We start from the raw sequence: 18,355 nt of genomic DNA, 5'->3' as shown, positions 1-18,355 counted from the left end.
CGCGACACTGATTGTCGCGGAAATAAGTATTCGTATTGCAATTTTTATGGTTATAGTAGATATTAATGAAAAGATGTCTACTTATCAGGTTTTTTATCCTAGCTTGATAATATAGTCAATAAAAATCTCTCGATATTTTTCATTTTAAAACACGGATAATATTTCAAATATTGAAAGACTATTAGGTTGGACACTTAAATGATTTAAGGCTTGTAAGTGATGTTTAGACAGTAACATGAATCCAAACTAGCCAACCATTCGTGAATGCCATGGAAATTTCAAACTTAAAAGTTAACTACTTAGGAAGAGCAAAATGACAATTAAAAAAGATCCAACTATCAAGCCGTGGATGGAAGAAATCTGGGTATGGGCAGATAAGCTTGAGCTCTCAGAAGAGCTAATGCCTCGTGATATTAATGCTTTACTGGCCTTGACTGAATTAATACTAATTGAAAAAAATATCACCGAAGTACCAGATTCTATAGGTAACCTTAAGAACCTTAAAGTCCTTAGTCTTAGTGAGAACTATAAGCTAAAAGCACTTCCAGAAAGTATTGGCGATCTTGTGAATCTAGAAGAATTATCACTTTATTACAATGCATTGAATGCGTTACCTGATAGCATTGGCAAACTAAGAAATTTAAAAGAGTTTAATTTAGATGGTAACAAACTTAAGGTACTTCCAGAAAGTATTGGTAATCTTTCGAACCTAGAAAAATTATCACTTCATTACAATGCATTGAATGCGTTACCTGATAGCATTGGCAAACTAAGAAGTTTAAAAGAGTTTAATTTAGTCGGTAACAAACTTAAGATACTTCCAGAAAGTATTGGTGATCTTGTGAACCTAGAAGAGTTGAATCTTGACGATAATGGGTTGAGTACGCTACCTGATAATATTGGTCAAATGAAAGACTTGAAGATACTTGGCTTAGGAGTTAACAAACTTAAGACACTTCCAGAAAGTATTGCTCAAATGAAAAACTTGGAGAAGCTCAGTTTAAACGGCAACAAACTTAAGACGCTTCCAGAAAGTATTGGTAATCTTGAGAACTTAAAATACTTGACAATTGAATATAATAATACTTTAAGCATATTACCTGATAGCGTCGGCAAATTAAGAAACTTGAAAGAATTTAATTTAGACGGCAACAAACTTAAGACACTTCCAGAAAGTATTGGTAGTCTGGCAAACCTTGAAGAATTGAGTCTTAACGATAATCTATTGAGTACGTTACCTGATAATATTGGCAAAGTAAAAAGCTTGAGAACGCTCAACTTACAAAGTAATAAACTTAAGATGTTTCCGAAAAGTATTAGTGACCTCTCAAGCCTAGAGTATCTGACAATTGCCTATAATACGTTAAACGCCTTGCCTGATAGCATTGGTCAAATAAAAAATTTGAAGTCACTTAGCTTAGAAGGTAACGAACTTAAGGTAATTCCAGAAAGTATTGGCGATCTTGTAAATCTAGAATATTTGATTCTTAACAATAATATACTAAATATGCTACCTGATAGCATTACCAAGCTAAAGGATCTATATTCGTTATCACTTTGTGATAACTACCTAACCGGTTTATCTATAAAAGTTACTCAATTCTTGGAAGAATTAGGAGACACTGTTGATGATTGGAAACCAGATACTTACGATTTAGCTGTAGCACAAGAGCCTCGTTATGAAATTTATTTAGATGAAGTTCCTGATACTGTTGCTATTGATGAAGTAAAGTTAAATGATGACACTATTGAAGCAATAGAAAAAGAAGTTACAAATGTTCTTGATAAAATTATTAGGGATAATATTACTGGTTTTGATCAAGACGTAGGTTACAAGGTACGTCCAGGTTATGGTTATGATAAGTTTTATTTAGATTTTGTTGATGGTTCATTTGACATGAGCTTACAGAGCTTAGTACATTATATTATGCATGAAGACGGTCATTATCAGAAATTCTTAAATAGATCGCAATATGCTAGATTACTATATACATTACAACAGTATCCAGAATCTATTTTCAATCTAGACCATGATTTAGATGAGAATTATGATCGTATACAGCATGACATGTTAGATAGAATTTACTATCAGTCTGTTAGATTTGTAGGTACAGCTTTGATAAAAAATGGATTTGATGTAAGAGATACTTTCGAAGAGTATCTAGATGGTTGGGATGTGAATATTGATGGAGATAAAAATGCGTAATCTCAATCTGACTAGTAAAGAAGATTCATTAGAAATTACTGAGCCTTCAATGCTAATACGAATTAATGAGCTGTTTCGAGACGATATGTCAGCTGAAGAGCTTTATAATGCCACTCGGAGTAGCTGGAGAGTGAGTCTTAATCGAGCCAACAATGTTGAATATGCCCTATCAGTATATAAGGGTATTGTACGTGAAGTATATCTGATAACAGCATGGCAGGAAGCGGACCCAACGGCTCATGAAAAAAATAATGGCCGTTTTGAATTCATTGGTAATATTGCTGAAGATACAGTTAGAAACAAATACAAACTTAAATCAGTAAAGCATTATTTCAAAAAAGGAAATATGGCTCCTTTCATGTATATCAACAGCTGAGTAAATTAGCACTTACTGAAATGTCACCAGATTGTCGAAAGCTCAATGTTAAGAGACGATGACAATCTTGGGGCTAATCATGACCACGTATATACTCGACACCGAAACAACAGGAGTCATTGAGCCACGCATAACTGAGGCAGCATACTCTATTGTTAATATCATCAATGGTAAGGTAGCAGTGCTACAGGAGCCAAGATCTAAGCGCTTTAATCCTCTGAAAGAAATTAGCTTGAGCTCTATGGCAATATCACATATCTGTAATGAGTGAGGATGTGGTGGATGAACCACCTCATACTGATTTTAGACTGCCTGACAGTGTTGAGCACTTGATTGGTCACAATATTGATTTTGATATGGCCGTTCTCAAAAATGCTGGCGAGACACATATACCTAATCTTATTTGTACCAATGCGATGGCTAACTACCTTCTTCCTACGCTTGAGAGCCATAAGCTAGTATCTCTTCTCTATCACTTTCACTTTCACTGGGATATATCCCGAACTCAGGCAAAGGATGCACATGCTGCCATTGCCGATATTCACTGAGCTGGTGCTTGGTAGTTTGATTGATATGGCCCATAGTCGGGATCATGAAATAATTGATGTGAACAGCCTATATGAGTTTAGTGAAATGGCACGTGTACTGACGCATTTGAGCTTTGGCAAACATAAGGGGGAGACTATCGTAGATTTAGCAGATAGTTCTGAGTGTGCTGGCTATCTCAAATGGCTACTTAAACAAGATAATGTTAACCCTTAGTTAGCTCAGGCTTGCCAGCAAGTATTAGAGTCGATATAAACCTATTTATATTTATACTGTTAGCCCAGAGCTCTATTTGACAAGGCTATAAGAGCTCTAGATTTATTGAAGTCTTCTATAAATAGTGAGATAAGACTTGGATTCTAATTTTAATAAGCTCCAATAATATTCAGCAGCTGTTCTCGAATCTCTAATGCAGTCGCTCCCAAATCCACAGTAGCGAATTGAATCTTGTGATTCTGCATGACAACATACTCATTAACATCTTCACCGACTGAAGGATGAAGTAGCAGACCAGAAGGGGTATCGTTAAGCAAGTCTTCACTACCCTCTTGAGATCTTAAGTAGGCATACATTTGATAGAGATAGCCACTACGTAACGTCTCATCTCTATACCAACCACGTGTAACCACAGCATTGAATTTAGTATCAATAACTGTACGATGCCTTACCTCTTTATTGTCGATAATAATATCTGTCTTCATGTTAGGAAGTATCTTATCGATGCCTGAGCTCTTATCATCGATTTGCCACTTAAGCGTTTTGCCAGCACTGACACGCCAGACACTTTTTGAAAGGACGGTATGATAAAACCCAGCAATCCCTTTTTCAAAGAGCTTACGAAGCCACGGTAGATTATCTCTTGCTGGTAAAGACAGCTGCCTTGTACCGGCAGACTCAGTTGGCAGTGCTAGATTAAAAGCTAAGTGTGCTGCAGCAATCATTGGTTTATCTTCAACGTCATGTCTTCCAAACCGGTCTACAGAAACTTCACTCCGACTAGGGCGTACCTGACTGACTCCCATGCGCCTTAAGCGCACATCCAATGATCGGCATCTATGAGCCAACTCCTTGCTTTTAACAATCTTAGAAATCGTTTCAAGAGCGGCTCTGACATATCTATTACGTGGTGTATCAATCGTTAATTCATCAAAATGGCAAGCGACTTTACCACGGTCAAGCAACCTATTTCTCTCAGTGCTAAGCAAGTCTATTCTTCCACGTACACGATTGAGCATCGCATCACGTGACTGGTAACTGTAGCTTAAATTGCGCTGAATACGATGCTCAACCCGTCGACAAAGTATTTCTGCAACTAAATCTGGGATGTCATCAGGATTGTCTTCAACTGCTACTTTGGCTGCATCAAGCTCCCTGTAGAGCTCCGATGCATACAAAATGAGCAACCAAAGATTACGAATAGGTATCTCACCTATTCGCTCGACTTCTTCATAAGACTCAGACAAGTGATCGACTTCAAAAGACATCTGCTTATAGACCCGCAATCAAGCGTTTCTGTGCGCTCTGAGACTTGTCTAAATTATCGAACCAGTACTCATCTAGCAAAGGACCTATCTCCGTTTCTACGACCTCACTAAACCATTCTTTAGCATCCGTAATATTCATACCTACAGCAGGTGTCACGTAGCTATGACCTACTTGAAATTGAGCACCAAGACTTGCATCTGTAGATATCTCATCATTCAAAGCGTTGATACGCTTCTCGATGTCATATAGAAAATCTGCATCAATTCCGTTTTTATCTTGTACCCAGTTACGCCAAGCTTTACCAAGTGTAGGTTCAAGATCAATGAAAGCGAAACGACGACGCAGCGCAAGATCCACTAAAGCAAGAGAACGGTCAGCGATATTCATCGTGCCCACAACATAGAGGTTATCTGGTATAAAAACACGCTCACCATTTCCTTTCTTATAAGATAGCTCTAACGCTTCATTTGGTGTTCTCTTGTCTGTCTCTAAAAGCGTAAGCATCTCACCAAAAACCTGAGCGGGATTGCCTCGGTTAATCTCTTCAATAACAATAACATATTTTGATTCAGGGTCTTCTATAGCGACCTTAATCATTTCCATAAAAGGGCCATCTACCAATGTCAGCTTACCTTCACCAGATGGTCTCCAACCACGTATAAAATCTTCATATGAAAGGTTTGGATGAAACTGTACCGCTCTAATTTTACTATTGTCTTGATGTCCGATCAAAGCAAAGGCTAGTCTTTTAGCGAGCCAAGTCTTACCCGTTCCTGGAGGACCTTGAAGTATGATATTTTTCTTAGCTTGAAGACGCTTAAGTACCATCTCAATCTTAGATTGGGATAAAAAACATCCGTCAGCTGCAATATCATCAACAGAGTATCTATCAGGAACTACTTGGGTATAAAACTTAGCAGATGTTTCGACACTAGAATCACTGACCAGCGCCTCATCTAGCAAGTTATATACTCCTTTGCTAAGTAACTCTATTTTCTCGTCCCTAACCATTTCTCTTAATAGGTATTTAATGGTTCCTTCAACATCGCTCCTATTAGGAAATCTTTCTTCAAGCTCATTGGTAAATCTTTCTAAAAATTCATCTACCGTAAATTCATTAGACTGTTTGTCATGACAAAGCTGTTTCACTTGAGATAAAACTATATCTTTCCAAGTCATATTAGATGATTTTTCCGAATTATCTGGCTGATACTTATATGCGGCATATGACAATGCTGGAAACGAATGTACAGGATAACTGTCTTCTTTGAATCGTATATCAAGATTAGCCATCAATTCTAAATAGTCATTCGCATTACAACGTCCCTTTGGACCGTTCATACTAATCTCAATATTAAGCTTCTTATTGATATATTCTTGAGACTGACCATCTAGTGTCAAGAAACTCCAAGGTCTGATCCAGTATAAACCTATAGTAAGATTCCAACCAACTCCATAAATACTCATTGTATTATTATATGCAGTAGCGAAATGAGTATAACTCTCCTCACCATTTTCATTTAAATCAGCAAATGAGACAGCACTAGAAAACATTTCCCATAAGTTATCTATATCATTTGGTTTACGCTTGTAACTATAACCGAAGAACCATGTTCCCCTATTATTGACAATAGGAATGCCATCGAACGATTCTGGCACTGGCTGCGATACACCAAGTAAATCAGCCAATTCTTTAGCTATTATTTTACGATTAGCATCAGTAATACCACGATTGAAAAGAGCCATGACTGTAAATGGGCATATATCTTTTAAAAGCCCTCCTACAATATCCTCCTCATACTGGTCATTGAGCACTGACATAACATCGCTCTTTTCTGCTATTTTATGTACGCCAGTAACAAGCTCATCACGTCGATCTCTAAAAGTAATCAGTTTTGATGCCATCTCCTCATAGAAACTCGTCCACTTAAATGATGAATTTTCTTTAGTATTATCACCAAATCTTTCTCGCCAATATGGATCATTGCGAAACATGTCAATATCCTGAGCTTTGCCATGAAATGTAAAATCTATCAAACCAGCCCTTAGTGCAGTCTCAGGAATAACCTTCCAAACCGTATTTCGACTTGTGAAGAAATACCACTCTCTAAGGGCAGAATCTGCTTCCCAGTCTACTTTTAAATTTTTGCCATTCCCTAAATTCTCTACTACTGTACCGATAGCTTTAATCAACATCACAGAAACAGAATGTCCTCGGTTATCAAAAGGTAGTTCGTTTTTTCTGGTATAAGCTGACTTGATAGCAATTCTATCGCCAGCCTTGATAGATTTTATTGAATCAATTGGTTTAGCTTCAGAATTGAACTCCCAAACTCCGTCTTCAATGAATCTTTCAGTATGGTCTTGATCATTGTAGATAGAGCCAACGAACCAATAAGACTGTGTCTCAGTTACATTTGAATTATTACTCACTTATTCTTCCTTAAAAAAACGATAGTTTTTAAAGTACTGGCTAGTAAGCTCGATGAGCATTACTACTATTAGTATATTTATTATGCATAATCGGTGATCTACTTAAATGACTAAACGGCATAAGCAAATTTAGAAATACATTTACATTACTTGTCAGCCTCTAAGCCTGGGCAGTAAGCCAGGGTTAATAGTTCGTAGTTTGATACTTGGCTTTGGTGACCAGACTAGATCCTCATGTTCCACTGCTATTTGATAAGCCCACTGGCTAATTGTTTCAGAGCGAAGTTGACTAGTCGTAAAGCCTATAATTTTTGCTTCCTGCTCAATCGTATGGCCATGTTGTTGATTGCGTTCTAGCCACTTTTCATAAAATAGCTCTTCAGCCAGATAATCACGCTTACTATTATTGCAGCTATGATCTGTAAGTACGAAATTATGAGTCGTATCAATTGGATATTTCGACCAAGGAATAAAGTGATCAACTTCGATATTGTTTCTCAAGGGTCTATGACAATAGAAGCATTTTCCTTGCTGAGTATCAATCAGGATAGGTATTAATACTTTTAGACTTTGGCGTGATTGGTCAAACAAGAACTGCTGCAAATCAATATCATCACTAAAATGTATTTGGTTACGACTGTTCTTACGTACGAACTCTGTCCAGTATTGCTGGCATAACTTGTTAATTATTTTACTAAAGCGTGTAAAACAGTATGCAATACTAGGCTTTAAAGTTATTACCTTTGATTTTGAGTCATAGACATATAAGAACTCACGACTAACTTTGTCCTCCGCACTTTGCAGATATCTTGCAGGGTACTTTTTGATAGTTGAGGAAATATCTTTAATAGTGGATTGCCATAGTTTGATATTTTGTGTGCGAGCCATAGTCAGACTGGTTGTCTTAGTTTTATGCTGCAAATCTAGAATGCTATTAATAACACTAGCCTGCCCTGTTGTACTGCTTTGTCTGAGTACAGAATCACTACTTTGATCCGAGTATGGTAAAGCTTGTGTCCAATAAAGCTGTATAAACTGCTCTGCTAACTGCTCATAAGAAATACTGTGTTCACTATCATCATTAATTCCAGACTCTATAGACAGATTGACCATTGCCATTAATAAGGCAAATTTATAGGTCGAGGTATAGGAGCTGGATTCAAGCATCCACTGAATACGTCTTAAAAAGTTGAGCTGGAATTCTGCCGTGGGCACTATAATAATCCTTTAAAAATACAGTAGCTCATTCTAATAAAATTACTACTTATACTGTCAAAAATATCTATGTCAAATTGGTAGAATTTCGCCGAACAAGAGTTTTTTAATGTTTTAGAGTCCAATTTTTCAGGCTCGGTTTTTTATCTTATAAACAAATCAAGTCGTTTATTAGTTGTATTTAGAGGCGGTATAACTACAGCGCATCATTTCAACAACATTAGCTCCTTAACCGAATACAGTCAGTCCACAATAAAATTAGTACAACCCATATCATGGAACAGCTTAGGTAGATTATTCAAGATCACTATATCATAACGTAGCAATTTCTTTGACAATGCTCTCATAGGAATTTTTTGGAGCGTATTAAAGAACGAGATGGCTTATCACCAAGACTATAAAACAAAATTTGGCGCCATCAATGATATCGCTCAGCACATTGAACTTAAGTATAACCAAACTAAAATTTAAAAGGTTTGAGCTACAAGACTCCAGAATAGATGTGATGTGATTTGATTTTTATTATCAAGCTGTTTGATTAACCTTCCCCCTAAGTTAATGTCTATAGACTTAACAGCATAGCTCGTCATAACACCTATCTCACTTAGAGAAAATCCACTATATAGATTTATTTCATAGCTAAGAAATATTGGATTCTATGACACAACCTGTCACTTCCTTTGACTAAACTAGTCTTTAGTACAATACAATTAAAGAACAAATCATATGGATTGTAGCGATAAAGCCATAATATTAATTATACTGAACTACTAAATTTCTTAAACCATGCCTACTTTTTGGCAGATACTTTTTTATTCTGAAAATATATTAACAATATTATCAAACACTTGCTGTAGTTATAGTCAGATAAAGTTCAAAAGTAATTGATAAGTACCGATTATAGTGCATAATTACATTTTTGTTATTTTTTAGTAACTTAGCGCAACTGAAAGCAGAGTTACCTTGCAAATTGAGTAATTATGAAATTTGGAAAACATGAGAGACTTGCGTATCGACTATCTGACATTATCGTTAGACTCAACGCCGGTGAGCGTTTGAATATTTTTGAATTAGCAGACACCTATAAGGTCTCTATTCGCACTTTAAAGAGAGATTTTCAGGATCGTTTGACTTTATTAGAGCTCTATGAAGAAGGTCCACAGTTTTATCGCTTGCACCCTAATAATATTGGATATCTAGATATAGCAGATATTCAGCGCTTTGCTAGCTTTGCTAGCGTACAAGGCTTACTACCGAAAATGGATCGTCAGTTTTTCCAAGAAAAACTCAACCAAAGCGTTTTCGTTAAGGGCTTCGCTTATGAAAATATAAGCGAGCGTACAGACGACTTTAGAACCGTAAACCAAGCCATAAATAGTTTCCAATATATTGAATTTGATTACCGTAAGGTAATTGACCATGCCGCTAATAATAATAGTAAACACTACCTATTAGAACCTTATCATCTACTAAATAAAAACGGCATTTGGTACGTAGTCGGTCGCTGTCATGGACAAACACGGACTTTTTGCTTTACTCAAATTAGTAACTTACAAGTGAATACTGAAACCTTTAAATGCTGTGAAGACGTTAAGACAGAAATTATTGCTACAGATAGCCTGTTCTTCGGTAATCAGATCAGTGAAATTATCGTGCAAGTTGATGCCAAAGTTGCTGGCTACTTTGAGCGCCGTAATCTACTACCCAATCAAGAGTTGATACGCCAACTTGATAATGGAGATTTGCTACTGGCATGCAAAAATATTCATCCAAGAGAAGTCATCCCTATCGTGCAGTACTGGATACCGCATATTCGGGTGATTAGTCCGAGTGCTATTAAGAAAGATTTAGAAGCTACTATAAGCAAGTATTTAATGGGATTTTAAACGATGACAAAAAATAAAAGAAGCAAGTCAATAGTAAGTTTTTTTGAACTTATTGTTGTAGCAACTATGAGTTCTGGGAAATCCACACTAATCAACTCGATGTTAGGACAGGAACTGCTTCATTGTGCCAATGAAGCAACAACAGCAACTATAACTAGAATACATAATAAGGATCAACAGCCTCACTTTATTGGTTCTGCATATAATTTTAAAACTATAAACTTAAATGAAAAAGCCATATTGAAATTTGTAAGTTATGAAAAAAATATCGATAGCAATATATTGAAGACATGGAACGCAGATGAAAAAATTAATTACATTAGCATAACAGGCAACATCCCTTCTATAAAAAACTCTAATAAGAATATTGTTTTATATGACTCACCAGGCCCTAATAATAGCCAAGATAATACTCACGAAGCCTTAACTCTTAATTTAGTATCCGATGGTCGTTACGGTATGATTGTGTATGTATTAAACGCTACTCAAATCGGCATTAATGATGATAAATTATTTTTATCACAAATAGCTAAGGTTTTGAAAGCTGACAGTCGTAAAAATATTATATTCATACTTAATAAAGCAGATATTTTAGATGCAGAAAAAGGTGAGAATATTGAAATTATTGTAGAGAACATAGTTTTATACTTAAAAAATATTGGGTTCATAAACCCTATTGTTATACCAGTATCTGCACTTGCAGCATTAAATGCCAGAAAAGCATTGAACCAACAGCCTCTTACTCGACGGGAGCGCAACACGCTACAACAAAACTTAAATGATCTTAATAACGATAGACTTATAAAAGCAGCTCATAATGTAACTGATAAAATCAAAGTACTATCACTACCTAATAAAGAGAGAAAAGACACTCCAATTATAATAAAAGACGGATTACAGATACCAAGGAATCAAATCGAAAATCTAGTTTATTTTAGTGGTTTACCACTGTTAGAAAGCATTATTAATTATAAATTTCAAGAAACTATTTTATAACATTAACGGAGTATTTCATGATTAAAGTAGAGATCACACATAACCCTTTTACAGTTGAAACTTATTTCCTAATCGACGACCAAAAACCTGAGAGTAATTCTCAGTTTGCTGAATATGAAAATCAACGTTTACAGCTATGGATTGAAGGTTTTTTTCAGAAGCTATATGATATATTCAATTGTGAAAAAGAGTATAGGGTCCATTTTAAAGGAGTTGAAGCAGACTGTACTGATATGGAAGAAGCAGTTAAGCAAGCCAACAAGGATGGCTTAGATGTCAAGATGTCGTGTGAAATAGTACCAGGTTCAGAAGAGCGCCTAGAAAACATTCAACAACTTGTGTTAGAAGCCAAGCAAGATCCGTTGTTCAAACAGTATGTTAATACTCCCGATATACTCAAGAAGTTTGATACGGCGTTTGACAAAAATTTTGATGTCTATGTAGTGGCAACCATGTCATCTGGTAAGTCTACCTTGATTAATGCTATGTTAGGTTGTGACTTATTGCCAGCGTTAAACGAAGCAACCACAGCTACGATTGCTAAAATTACTGATAACGACCATATGCCACAAGGTCACTTTACGGTAAGTTGTACGGATAATGAAGAATATATAGTCAGTGAGAAACAAGAATTAAATCTTACAACAAAAATAGGTGCTGACTCGGCATCTAAGCTAATGAGCGAGTGGAACAAATCACCTGATGTATTCCAAATTAATGTAGAGGGGAAAATACCTGCAATAGAAGAACGAGAGAGTGTTCGCTTAGTTTTAACAGATACCCCAGGACCTAATAACAGTCAAGACATCGAACACAACCTAACAACTATGCGGTATATTGGTGATTCTGATCGTAATCCCTTAGTTCTATACATCCTAAATGGACAGCAACTTGGTATTAATGACGATCAAAGTCTGTTAAAACAAATTGCTGATGTTATGAGCAAAGGAGGCAAGCAAAGTAAAGATCGCTTTATTTTTGTCATTAATAAAGCAGATGTTTTCGATCCAGAAAAAGGAGAGTTCGTTAAAGATGTCGTTACACGTGCCAAACAGTATCTAAAAAACAATGGTATCGCTAATCCTTTGGTATATCCAGTATCTGCCAACTTAACCTCCCTATTTCGTAAGCGAGAGCTTAGTATTGACTTATTAACACGTACAGAGCGTAATCAATTAGTAGCAATGGAGGATTTATTCAATGAGGAATCACTAATGGATTTGGTTCAATATATGCCCTTATCTAAAAAAACTCAGGAAAAAATAAATAATAAGAAATATCCAACAGCGTTATATCGTAGTGGCCTACCCGCAGTTGAAATGATGATAGACGACTATATCGAAAAATATAGCCTCCCTAACCGTGTAACACGAGCCAATCAAGCACTCAGTCAGATAATACAACAATGCACTAATGCTGCTGAACTACAAAAGTCGCTTGAGATTGATCAACAAGAATTACAGACTCTCGAAGAAACAATAAACTTATTAGAAGCTAAACACAAAAAAAGCTCTCAAACAGATGGTTACATTACCAAGCTTAAAAAGCAGAAGAAAAGCTTACCAAATAATGCCATGCAAAGCTTTATGTCTAAGCAAGCAGGGATTCGTAAATTACTTGCTGACTTTGGCAAAGGTTTTGATGGTAAAGGTACACAGTCTGAAGCAAATAGACAACTGGAAAGACTTTCTAGTGATGTAGAAAATGAATATCGTAGAATGATTATCGATTTAGAAGAAATTATCAGTGTAAGTCAACAGCATATCAAAGAGCACTTAACAAACGAGTATCGAAGATACGTAAGTGACTTATTCAGCGATGTGGCTAACCTAGAACTTCCTGTTTTACAAGGTTTAGAAAACCAAATAAATAACTTTGATTTTTCTTTAGAAGATAATGAGGTACAAACTGAGTATATAGAAGTATTAACTGGCACAAGAACAGTTAAAACCTCTAAATGGTATAAGCCTTGGTCTTGGGGCAGTACAGAAGAAGTTAATGAGTATAAGACAGTTGAGGAAGAATATGTCGATTTTGTAGATGTTTGGAAAAACCGTGAAAAAGATATAAGAGGGAATTTTCAACAACTAACTAAAAGCGCCATCGAGAAAGCTGAAAATAATAATAATACGCTCACTCATATGTATATTAATTTTATGAGTGAACAGTTTGAAGATAAATTCAATGATTTGATGGCGGACTTAAAGACAAAAATTTCTGATGCAGACCAACGCAAGATAGCGATTGCCGACGCAGAGGATCAATTGAAGAAAATAGGGTCTTTTAAAACAAAAATTAATAACGTATTGCACATCTAACCTACTAAGGACTAATAATGAAAAATAATTTTAATAGAGAAAATCTTATAAATAGTATTTCCGATGGTTCAGTAAATACTAATGAAATAGAGTCAATTCTTCAAGAAATGCCTGACTCTGATTTTGAAAATTTTAATGATAAAATTGCTCCGATTGAAACTAACGAAAATAAGTGGCATGAAAATTATTTTTTAGAACAACTGAGTACCTTAAATCGACGAGAATTCTCAAAAAAGAGAGCTGAACATATTTTGAAGGTAAAAAAATACTTGCAAGATAATAACATTGAAGGTTTTCGCATAGATGACACAGTGTCTGAAAATATCTCAAATGAAAGGGGGGTAGTTGGTAAGAGAATAATTGAAGACAATCTAGAAGAGAATAATGAAGATTTTTTATTAGATTCAGATAACTTACTGAGTAAGTATATCCCAGCCAATGATTTAGAGCAGGCGATACAGCAAAAATATTATCAGGAAATACAGCTAATATTAGACTCAAATCTTAACAATTATAGAATGTTAATAACCGATATTGTTAAAAATATTCTATATGTGTATAAGACGCTGCCAGAAGCATTTGAGGGTTATAAAGTAGATGAAATTACTCCTGCTATTCAAGAGATTCAAGAGGAATGGGACACAGATTATTTTTATTTACAGCAAAGCTATCTTAACCATAACTTCTCTATGGAAAGATTGATGCATCTCATTAATGTGCGTGAATATTTTGCACAGCAAGGTGTGGAAGGTTTTGAGCAGATAAAGGTTCAGCCAACACCTCAAACCCAGGCTAATCCAAAATCTAAGATAAAGCCTCATCCTAACCATACTTCCAGTAATAGCGCACACCGCAACAACTCGGATTCAGACCGCAGTTGCTCAAATAATAGACAGTCGTCTCAGAGAAAGCAGGAAGATGGCTTTATAAAGACAGCTATGAAAATAGGTGGTGCTGTTCTAGAACACATACGGGCTTTGATAGCGAAGTTAAGATAACTATAAAGATAGGATGAAATATGACTAACCAGATAGCACTTGCTACTAAAACAGAAGCTGAACTTATACGACAACAAGCATTCAATGCCCTGCAAGATGCTAGTAATCTTATCAATAAAAGCTATCTATCGGAATTGCGATATTGCGATATTGCGCCACGATTTGATCACAAAATTAACTTGAGCTCTGACGTTAGAATCTTTAAAGTTGAGCGCATCGTCCTTGAAAATAAGCAATCAGTTTTAGAAAGTATGACAGCAGCTTATAATGCGTTAGGTGCGGCTGGTTTTTCTGTATTTATATACTTAGACTGTGATGGTTCTGAAACCCATTTATACCTAGGTACTCGTGGGCAGTCAGGTCGTGTTCAAGGCAGTACAGCAGGCCAACTATTACAAGAGACTTTTAAGGGTCATTTTTCTGGTAGTGAGCTTTTGCCACTAAATGGTTCAGAAACTAAAGTCTTAATGGATGGTCTATACTGCGAAAATCATGATGGAACATCTACTGTCCAGTCAGTCACTGCAGTTACTGGTGTTCCTTCCCTATCTGTAGAAGAAAGAGAGCACTTTATGCAAGGGCTCGAGCGCTTCATTGATGCTGCCGAAGGACATAATTATTCTGCAATTATTCTAGCTGAGCCAGTTACCCCTACTCAGCTTTCTCATATTCGGTCTGGTTACGAAAGTGTCGCCACTCAACTCTCCCCATTACTAAGACAGCAAGTATCTTATGGTGAAAATGATAGTGAAGCTATGAGCTTATCTATCAGTCATGGGCTCAGCCAGTCATTAAGTGATAGCTTGAGCCAAACTGAAACCTCTGGCGTTACAGAAGGAACAAACACCTCTAAAGCTTATGGGACTTCAGAATCACTTTCTGAACAAACCAATAAATCTAAAGTAGCGTCTTTTGGTGGAACTGCTATTACATTAGGCGCTACAATTATAGGTGGCGCAATGGGTAACGTAGCAGGCGCTGCTATCGGCTCAATGGTAGGTAGTAATATAGGTAGAATGCTAAGTGATCCATTCACTGAAAATAAAACAGCTGGTACTAGCTATACAGAGTCGCAAGGAATTAATAAAGGTACTAGCTTTAGCAGTGCAGCAGGTCGAACAACTGGTGAAACAAGCACTGATAGTAAAACTACGGCTAAATCGGATACGCAGACTATAGGGTCAAGCCGTCAACTAACCCTTGACATGACCGATAAGAGTATTGAGCAAATGCTTAAGAAAATTGATAAACAGTTAGAGCGTGTCGATGAAGCATCTCGCTATGGTGGCTGGCAAACAGCTGCGTACTTCATTGGAAATAGCACTGCCTCATCTGAAACGCTAGCTAGTATCTTCTTAGGTTTAATGCGTGGTGGCAACTCAGATACTGAAGACTTTGCTTTGACTACATGGGATAAATCTAACAATAGTAAAATGAAAAGTGTGCTTGAATGGTTGAAGGTTCTTAACCACCCTAGGCTTAACGCTAATTTTTTTAACACCTTACCACTTAAATATCTAACTCCAGCAACATTAGTCTCTGGTAAAGAGATGGCTATTCAGCTTAGTATGCCACGCCGCTCTACTTCTAGCACTGCTGTGGTCGAAACTCAGGCATTTGGTAGGCAAGTCAAATCATTGGATGGTCATAACATTGCTACTAATAAAAGTATCGAGCTAGGTGTTATTCGACACTTGTGGAATGACTTACCACAAAAAGTTAGCTTAGATATCGATAATTTAACCAGTCATGTATTTATCTCAGGCTCAACAGGATCAGGCAAAAGTAATACGGTCTATGAGTTAATATACCAGCTAAAGAAAAAAAACATTCCATTTCTGGTTATTGAGCCTACTAAAGGTGAATATAAACACGTCTTTGGTCATCTAGATAATGTTCATGTTTTTTCAACCAACCCTTCTCAAGCTCCCCTATTAAAAATTAATCCTTTTAAATTCCCGAAAAGCATTCATGTTTTAGAACATATCGACAGACTGGTTGAAATATTTAACGTGTGTTGGTCGATGTATGCTGCGATGCCTTCTGTACTAAAAGATGCTATTCTTCAAGCTTATGAAGCCAGTGGTTGGAATATAAATAACTCATATAATTATTATTCCGAAGATATTTTCCCAAACTTCACTGACTTGTTAGAATCAATTAACAACGTTATTAATACGTCCGCATATTCAGACGAAGTTAAGAGTAATTATATTGGTTCCCTTGCAACGCGGGTTAAAAGTTTGACCAACGGTTTAAATGGTCAGATTTTTGCTTCTGATGAGATTGATAATGATATACTTTTTGACTCTAACGTTATTATTGACTTAAGTCGAGTTGGTTCACAAGAGACAAAATCTCTGATTATGGGTATATTGATCATGCGCCTTAATGAGCGCCGTATGGCATTCTCTGACATGAATCAACCTCTTAAACACGTCACTATCCTTGAAGAAGCTCATCATCTTTTAAAGCGAACATCTACTGAACAAAGCTCTGAAGGTTCAAATGTGGCTGGTAAAGCCGTTGAGATGCTTTCAAATTCTATCGCTGAGATGCGTACTTACGGTGAAGGCTTTATTATAGCTGACCAATCACCAAGTGCGGTAGACAGCTCAGCGATACGTAATACCAATACTAAAATTATTTTGAGACTGCCTGATGAACAAGATCGTCGCTTGATCGGTAAAGCAGCGGCAGTCAGCGACGATCAGCTTGAAGAAATTGCAAGGCTACCTAGAGGCGTTGCTGTTATTTATCAAAATAACTGGTTAGAGCCTGTCCTTTGTAAAATCAACCGTTTTAGTGGGGAAGAAAAAACATATGAGTGTTCCACTACTACACAAGTTACTGTGTGCAATCAGCGTAAAGAGTTTAATCTTCACTTAGCAAGGTTACTACTGCATAAACGAATGGATGAGACAGAGCCTTTTGACTTACAGATACTCAAAGATGGTGCTAAAAAATATAACATAGCTACTAATTATAAGATTGGGTTGCTTAATTCGATACAACAAGTTGAAAAAACTGGTCATACAACAATTTGGTCTGATCATACTAATGCAATAAACTTGTTGCTTTCTGTGTTAGGTATACGAGAAACGATTAGTTCTCAGTTAACTCGTATGTCAAGTGAGGTGGAGCTGAACGTATTAGCGGATACTTTACTAAAAAATCATTTAACTCAACTATCAGATAATATGACACGCAGTATTCATAGTGATTTAAGCACTGCCTGGAAAAAAAGTTCTAAGGATATGATTTTATGATGGATTTTATTAAACAAACTGAGGTTTTCAAAACACTTGATAAGTCTATTCTTAATGAAACAATATTCTCTAAAGATGAGTGCTGGGATACCTTTCCCTCTAATAAAGAAGGTGACATCTTTGCTAATGATCAGCCTTGGCCTACAGAGCATCATCCAAAGTCTGTCGAAATTTTTCCATCTAGCACCTATCTACCAGTAAGTAATGGTGAGTGGATAGATGAAGTAGGCAACTCAGTATGGAATCCTGATGATGATTTTGTACCTTTAAAAGCAAATCCAGATAACTTAACTTGGGGTGAGCTCAAAGAAAAATATGATATCAATGGAATATCTTTTGAGGATGGTGACCCTGATTTTTCAGAAGTAATGAAAGATGAGGTAAAAATAGACAACTTCACAACTGAAAGAAATATGAACTTTCCTCAAGCTGATGAAAAACTTGCTGAAAAGTGGGAGTGTACACCTAGAGAGGTTGCTAATTGGCGTAAAGAAAATGGTTATACTTGGCATGAATGTAAAGACTGTCAAACTATGCAACTTGTTCCTTCTGAAGTTCACAATAACATCCCTCATGAAGGCGGTATATCTGTTGCCAAAAAACAACTGGTAACTACCAAATAACTAA

Annotated in this window: 13 protein-coding genes and 1 pseudogene; 11 read left to right on the top strand and 3 right to left on the bottom strand. The window is 36.3% G+C overall.

Annotation, left to right across the window (positions count from 1 at the left end; translation table 11 throughout):
* Window positions 1-313: 313 nt before the first annotated feature.
* From IP510_RS07290 to IP510_RS13745, 4 genes are all read left to right on the top strand, one after another.
* A complete protein-coding gene (locus IP510_RS07290) occupies window positions 314-2,206 on the top strand; it encodes a leucine-rich repeat domain-containing protein (protein ID WP_194364099.1) in 1,893 nt (630 codons plus the stop codon).
* Window positions 2,199-2,582, top strand: a complete 384-nt coding sequence (locus tag IP510_RS07285; protein WP_194364098.1) for a hypothetical protein — start codon at window positions 2,199-2,201, stop codon at window positions 2,580-2,582. Before IP510_RS07290 ends, IP510_RS07285 begins: the two co-directional genes overlap by 8 nt.
* A 278-nt stretch (window positions 2,583-2,860) precedes the next feature.
* The gene (locus tag IP510_RS13750; protein ID WP_320154186.1) at window positions 2,861-3,130 is read left to right on the top strand and encodes a hypothetical protein; all 270 of its coding nucleotides are present in this window, start codon (window positions 2,861-2,863) and stop codon (window positions 3,128-3,130) included.
* Entirely contained in the window at window positions 3,105-3,344 is a 240-nt protein-coding gene (locus IP510_RS13745; protein ID WP_227669552.1) for a hypothetical protein, read from the top strand. Before IP510_RS13750 ends, IP510_RS13745 begins: the two co-directional genes overlap by 26 nt.
* A gap of 149 nt (window positions 3,345-3,493) precedes the next feature.
* Here the strand turns inward: IP510_RS13745 and mcrC are convergent, their stop codons facing one another.
* From mcrC to IP510_RS07265, 3 genes are all read right to left on the bottom strand, one after another.
* Window positions 3,494-4,612: a 5-methylcytosine-specific restriction endonuclease system specificity protein McrC gene (mcrC, locus tag IP510_RS07275; RefSeq protein ID WP_194364097.1), complete on the bottom strand. Its 1,119-nt coding sequence runs from the start codon at window positions 4,610-4,612 to the stop codon at window positions 3,494-3,496.
* A 4-nt stretch (window positions 4,613-4,616) separates the two neighbouring features.
* Window positions 4,617-7,046, bottom strand: a complete 2,430-nt coding sequence (locus tag IP510_RS07270; protein ID WP_320154185.1) for an AAA family ATPase — start codon at window positions 7,044-7,046, stop codon at window positions 4,617-4,619.
* A gap of 153 nt (window positions 7,047-7,199) precedes the next feature.
* Window positions 7,200-8,261 (bottom strand): HNH endonuclease, encoded by a 1,062-nt coding sequence (locus tag IP510_RS07265; RefSeq protein WP_194364096.1) that lies wholly within the window; start codon window positions 8,259-8,261, stop codon window positions 7,200-7,202.
* A gap of 318 nt (window positions 8,262-8,579) precedes the next feature.
* Here IP510_RS07265 and IP510_RS13945 point away from each other — a divergent pair.
* The 7 genes and pseudogenes from IP510_RS13945 to IP510_RS07235 all read left to right on the top strand — a co-directional run.
* Window positions 8,580-8,761: pseudogene (locus IP510_RS13945) on the top strand (IS3 family transposase); the annotation flags it as partial.
* 480 nt (window positions 8,762-9,241) lie between these two features.
* Complete coding sequence (locus IP510_RS07260) at window positions 9,242-10,147, top strand: helix-turn-helix transcriptional regulator (protein WP_194364095.1); 906 nt, start codon at window positions 9,242-9,244, stop codon at window positions 10,145-10,147.
* 3 nt (window positions 10,148-10,150) lie between these two features.
* Window positions 10,151-11,143 carry a dynamin family protein gene (locus tag IP510_RS07255; protein WP_194364094.1) on the top strand — a complete coding sequence of 331 codons (993 nt, stop codon included), beginning with the start codon at window positions 10,151-10,153 and terminating at the stop codon, window positions 11,141-11,143.
* 17 nt (window positions 11,144-11,160) lie between these two features.
* Window positions 11,161-13,461, top strand: coding sequence for a dynamin family protein (locus IP510_RS07250; protein ID WP_194364093.1), 2,301 nt, complete (start codon window positions 11,161-11,163; stop codon window positions 13,459-13,461).
* A 17-nt stretch (window positions 13,462-13,478) separates the two neighbouring features.
* Window positions 13,479-14,459, top strand: a complete 981-nt coding sequence (locus tag IP510_RS07245) for a hypothetical protein (RefSeq protein WP_194364092.1) — start codon at window positions 13,479-13,481, stop codon at window positions 14,457-14,459.
* 20 nt (window positions 14,460-14,479) lie between these two features.
* Entirely contained in the window at window positions 14,480-17,728 is a 3,249-nt protein-coding gene (locus tag IP510_RS07240; RefSeq protein ID WP_194364091.1) for a helicase HerA domain-containing protein, read from the top strand.
* Window positions 17,725-18,351, top strand: coding sequence for an HNH endonuclease (locus IP510_RS07235; protein WP_194364090.1), 627 nt, complete (start codon window positions 17,725-17,727; stop codon window positions 18,349-18,351). The genes IP510_RS07240 and IP510_RS07235 overlap by 4 nt, the downstream gene beginning before the upstream one ends.
* Window positions 18,352-18,355 lie beyond the last annotated feature (4 nt).

The organism is Psychrobacter sp. NG254 (assembly GCF_015277735.1).
Classification (GTDB): Bacteria; Pseudomonadota; Gammaproteobacteria; order Pseudomonadales; family Moraxellaceae; genus Psychrobacter.
This window is presented reverse-complemented; position numbering and strand designations above follow the sequence as displayed.